The following is a 4,091-nucleotide window of genomic DNA, read 5'->3' on the forward strand; positions in this document are numbered from 1 at the left end:
CCGGATCAGCCGGTTGAACTGCTCATTGATGCTGACCAGATTGCGTTCATTATCCAGAAAGACATCGCGCCCGGCGTGGGATAGCCCTACCTGCCGGGCCACCTGCTGTGCCACGGAGTGACTGCTGGTGCGGCTGTCCACAAAGAACAGCTGGTGCGCCTTCAGTTCGGCCATTAGCCAGCCCATGGGCTGTTGCTGTTCGGTGAGCGCGCTGCCCATATGGTTGTTCAGGCCGCGAGCCTGGGGAATCTGGCTCAGGGCCTGACGCACCGCGTTCAGTAACTGAGGTTCATCCATGCCGTCCTGCAGGCCGCCCCGGTCAAGTTTCAGATGACTCTGTGCGGCCATGGGCATGTGCACCAGCACTTCCTTGCCCGCCAGGCTAGCCCGCTCGGCCAGGCGTCGGCCATGGGGCGAAAAGGGAATCACCGCACAGGTGACCGGCGCGGGCAGATCCACAATGGCCTGGCCATGCTGGCGGCTGTAACCCAGGTCATCAATGATGATGGCAATGCGTGGTGCGGCCAGGGCGCTGGCGCTCAACAACAGCCCTGGTAGCAGTAACCCCAGGGCCAGTAACCGGCCAGCCATCAAGGCTGGTCGGGCAGTGAGGCGTGGGCGGGGCGCTGAGTGAGGACGACGCCTTTGAGAATGGAGAGCGCCTGCGCCAGCGGGTAATCGTCTTCGGCCAGGGAGCTGCGTTTCTTCTCTTTCTCGCTGTCGCCGTTTTCATTGTCCAGATGGCGAGGCAAGTCTGCTTCACGCAGGTGCATGTCTTCGCGTACTTCGATTTTGGTGACCACATCCACGGCAATGTCGGGTTCAATGCCTTCTGCCTGAATGGAGCGCCCCTTTGGGGTGTAATAACGGGCGGTGGTGAGCTTCAGGGCGCGGTCCTTGCTCAGTGGCAATACCGTTTGCACCGAGCCTTTGCCGAAGGTGCGGTTGCCCACCACGATGGCGCGCTCCTGGTCTTGCAGGGCGCCGGCCACAATTTCCGAGGCAGAGGCGCTGCCGCCGTTGACCAGCACCACCAGCGGCTTGCCGTTGAGTGCGTCGCCGGCGCTGGCATCAAAGTCGTTCCGGCTCGCTTTTTCACGGCCCTGGGTGTACACCACCAGGCCGGCATCCAGGAACAGGTCGGTGACTTCCACGGCGCCGTTGAGTACGCCGCCGGGGTTGTTGCGCAGGTCGAGAATCAGGCCGTTGAGGGGGCTGTCCTTGTTGAGCTTGTCCAGCGCTTTGCGGGCATCGTCACCGGTGTTGTTCTGGAACTGGGAAATGCGCAGGTAGCCCAGGCCCGGTTCCAGCATTTTTGATTTCACGCTGTGGGNCTGGATGCGGTCACGTTCGAGGCTGACCTGGCGGGGCTTCTCGTCGCCTTCGCTAAGGACCATTAAATCGATTTTGGTGCCGATTTCCCCGCGCATCAGCTCGACGGCTTCGCCCAGGGTCAACCCCTTCACAAAGGTGTCGTCGATCTTGAGGATCAGGTCGCCTGCGAGGATGCCGGCGTTGCTGGCCGGGGAGTCATCCACCGGAGTCACTACTTTGACGAAGCCGTCTTCCATGGTGACTTCGATGCCAAGGCCGCCGAATTCACCAGTGGTGGTCACCTGCAGGTCGTCGAACTGGTCCGGGGTCAGGTAGTTGGAGTGCGGGTCCAGATCATGGAGCATGCCACGGATAGCGGCTTCCAGCAGTTCGCGATCATCCACGTCTTCAATATAGGCCGCGCGGATACGCTCCATGACCTCGGCAAAGGCGCGCAGCTCATCCACCGGTACGCCTTGCTGGCGAGCCTGCTCATCAAGGGCAGGATCCTGGGCGTGGAGTGCGCTGAAAGGGCTAAGGGCAAGCAGGCCCGTGAGCGCGACAGAACGGAGCGTGGGCAGGATGGTTGTTGGCATTCAGGATCCCCGGCGGGCACAGGAAAAAGGTGTGCGCGTTTCAAAGTTCATGGTCAATTTTGCGCCAATGGCGGCAGTGTAACACGCTGATTGCACCAGCGTGTGGGGTTCACAGCCTTGCCCCGGTGGCGTATCTCGAAGTATAGACCGTTGGTCCGGTTGCCGCCGGAATTGCCGGCCAGCGCCAGGCTGTCACCGGCGGACACCCACTCGCCGACTTCGCGCAGCAGGCTCTGGTTGTACCCGTAGAGAGTCAAATAGCCATTGCCGTGATCGACAATGGTCAGCAGGCCGTAGCCGCGTAGCCAGTCGGCAAACACCACGCGGCCGGCATGGATCGCCCGGACCGGGGTGCCGGGGGCGGCATTGAAGATGACGCCTTGCCAGCGCAGCGCGCCTTCGCGGCGGCTGTTATAGCCGGTGGAAATGCGCGCTTCCACCGGCCAGGGGAGTTTGCCGGCCAGGTTGCCGAAGGGCTTGCCACCCAGATCGGCAGGAATGTCATTGAGGCTGCGTTGCATGTCTTCCAGCAGTTTCTGCAAGCGCTGCTGGTCTGCCTTGAGCTGGTTAAGGTTGCTGCCTCTGTTATCCAGTGAACGGTTCAGCGATGCCAGTGTGGTCTGGCGCTCTTTCTGGGCGGTTTGCAGCTTGTCCGCATGGCGTTGGACTTCGGTGCGCTTTTCCAGCAGAACCTGGCGAGCCTTCTCTACTCGCAGGGCAATCGCCTTGAGTTCATCAAGCTCGCCGTTGACGGCCTTGAGGCGGTTGCTGCGGGCGCGCTGATAATATTCCTGGTAACGCAGCAGGCGTGCGATCTGGTCGGGCTGCTCCTGGTTGAGCAGTAATTTGATGCGTTCCTGGCGGCCGGCCTGGTAGCTGGCGCGCACGGTTTTGCCCAGCCAGTCCAGTTGGGTGCGTTTCTCTGCAGCTAGCACTGCCTGCTCTGCTTCCAGGTTTTTGAGGCGTTGTTGGGCGGTGCTGGCCTTTTTTTCCAGGCTCCGTTGTTCCCGGGTCAGCCGGCTGATGCGCAGTTCTGCCTCACGCAGGCTGGCCTGCACGGAATCACGTTCGCGCAATTCGCGGTTCTGGGCATCGCTCAGCTCACTGATGCGGGATTTAAGCTTCTCCAGCTGGGCTTTGCTGGGCGCGTTATTGTCGGCACCAACCGCTGCCCCGCTAACAGGGAGCAGGGCCGGAAGCAGTAGAAGCAGCAGTAATCGTCGGGTCATGGCGAGGTTTTACCTTAACGGCCCGGGGATGTGTATACTTGGCGCCGATTTTCCTTCGGCTTTCTTTCCCGGAGGGAATGGTGGCGCTGCACCACAGGCGCCGATTAGAGCCAACGCTAATGATCCGGGGTTTCCATGGGCAATCTGATTGAATTCGCCAGCAACCATTATATTCTGGTGTCCGCCTTTTTCCTGTTGTGGGCACTGTTTTTTGTGCTTGAGTCCCGCCGCGGCGGCCAGTCGCTTACGCCGCAGTTGGCCACCAACATGGTGAACCAGAAGGATGCGGTGATCGTGGATCTGCGCGACAGCGATGATTTCCGCACCGGGCATATTGCCGGTAGCATCAATATTCCCGCCGGGCAGGCGCTTGATCGTATTGCAGAGCTGGAAAAATACAAGGACAAACCCCTCATCCTGACTTGTGATATGGGGGCCAAGGCCTCACATCTGGGACGACAGCTGCGCACCAAGGGGTTTTCCGACCTGTATCGCATTCAGGGTGGCCTGAACGCCTGGCGGTCAGCCAGCCTGCCGGTGGTTAAAGAGTAAGCAGGAGGCAGAGATGGCCAAAGTCGAGCTGTATACCACTGCCTGGTGCCCGTTTTGTGTGCGTGCCAAGCAGTTGCTGAACAGCAAGAATGTGGCGTTCGAGGATACCGATGTGGACCGCGAACCCCAGCAGCGTGCAGTCATGATGCAGCGCGGCGGCGCCCGGACGGTGCCGCAGATTTTTATTAATGATCACGCCATCGGTGGCTGTGATGAACTTTTTGCTCTGGAGCGGGCGGGGGAGCTCGATGCTCTGCTCGGAGCAGGCCAGTAACAGGAGAAGAACATGGCTGATGAACAGCAACAGGTTTTCCAACTGCAGCGTATTTACCTGAAAGACACCTCCTTTGAGTGCCCGGGTGCACCGGACGTGTTCCTGCAGGAGTGGAAACCCAAGGTG

General features: G+C 60.5%; 6 protein-coding genes. 3 read left to right on the plus strand and 3 right to left on the minus strand.

Annotation, left to right across the window (positions count from 1 at the left end):
• From A3754_RS18990 to A3754_RS19000, 3 genes are all read right to left on the minus strand, one after another.
• The coding region (locus A3754_RS18990; RefSeq protein WP_063520949.1) for a divergent polysaccharide deacetylase family protein at positions 1 to 591 on the minus strand (591 nt) is incomplete at its 3' end.
• Complete coding sequence (locus A3754_RS18995) at positions 591 to 1,910, minus strand: S41 family peptidase (protein WP_063520950.1); 1,320 nt, start codon at positions 1,908 to 1,910, stop codon at positions 591 to 593. The genes A3754_RS18995 and A3754_RS18990, both read right to left, overlap by 1 nt.
• Before the next feature lie 53 nt (positions 1,911 to 1,963).
• Complete coding sequence (locus A3754_RS19000) at positions 1,964 to 3,139, minus strand: murein hydrolase activator EnvC (RefSeq protein ID WP_063520951.1); 1,176 nt, start codon at positions 3,137 to 3,139, stop codon at positions 1,964 to 1,966.
• Positions 3,140 to 3,274: 135 nt separating this feature from the next.
• Here A3754_RS19000 and A3754_RS19005 point away from each other — a divergent pair, with 135 nt between their 5' ends.
• From A3754_RS19005 to A3754_RS19015, 3 genes are all read left to right on the plus strand, one after another.
• Positions 3,275 to 3,691, plus strand: a complete 417-nt coding sequence (locus tag A3754_RS19005; RefSeq protein WP_063520952.1) for a rhodanese-like domain-containing protein — start codon at positions 3,275 to 3,277, stop codon at positions 3,689 to 3,691.
• A 13-nt stretch (positions 3,692 to 3,704) separates the two neighbouring features.
• The gene (gene grxC / locus A3754_RS19010) at positions 3,705 to 3,965 is read left to right on the plus strand and encodes a glutaredoxin 3 (RefSeq protein WP_007150626.1); all 261 of its coding nucleotides are present in this window, start codon (positions 3,705 to 3,707) and stop codon (positions 3,963 to 3,965) included.
• 12 nt (positions 3,966 to 3,977) lie between these two features.
• Positions 3,978 to 4,091 (plus strand): protein-export chaperone SecB (locus A3754_RS19015; RefSeq protein ID WP_197468717.1); only part of this gene is annotated, 114 nt, incomplete at its 3' end.

This window comes from Alcanivorax sp. HI0083 (genome assembly GCF_001635175.1).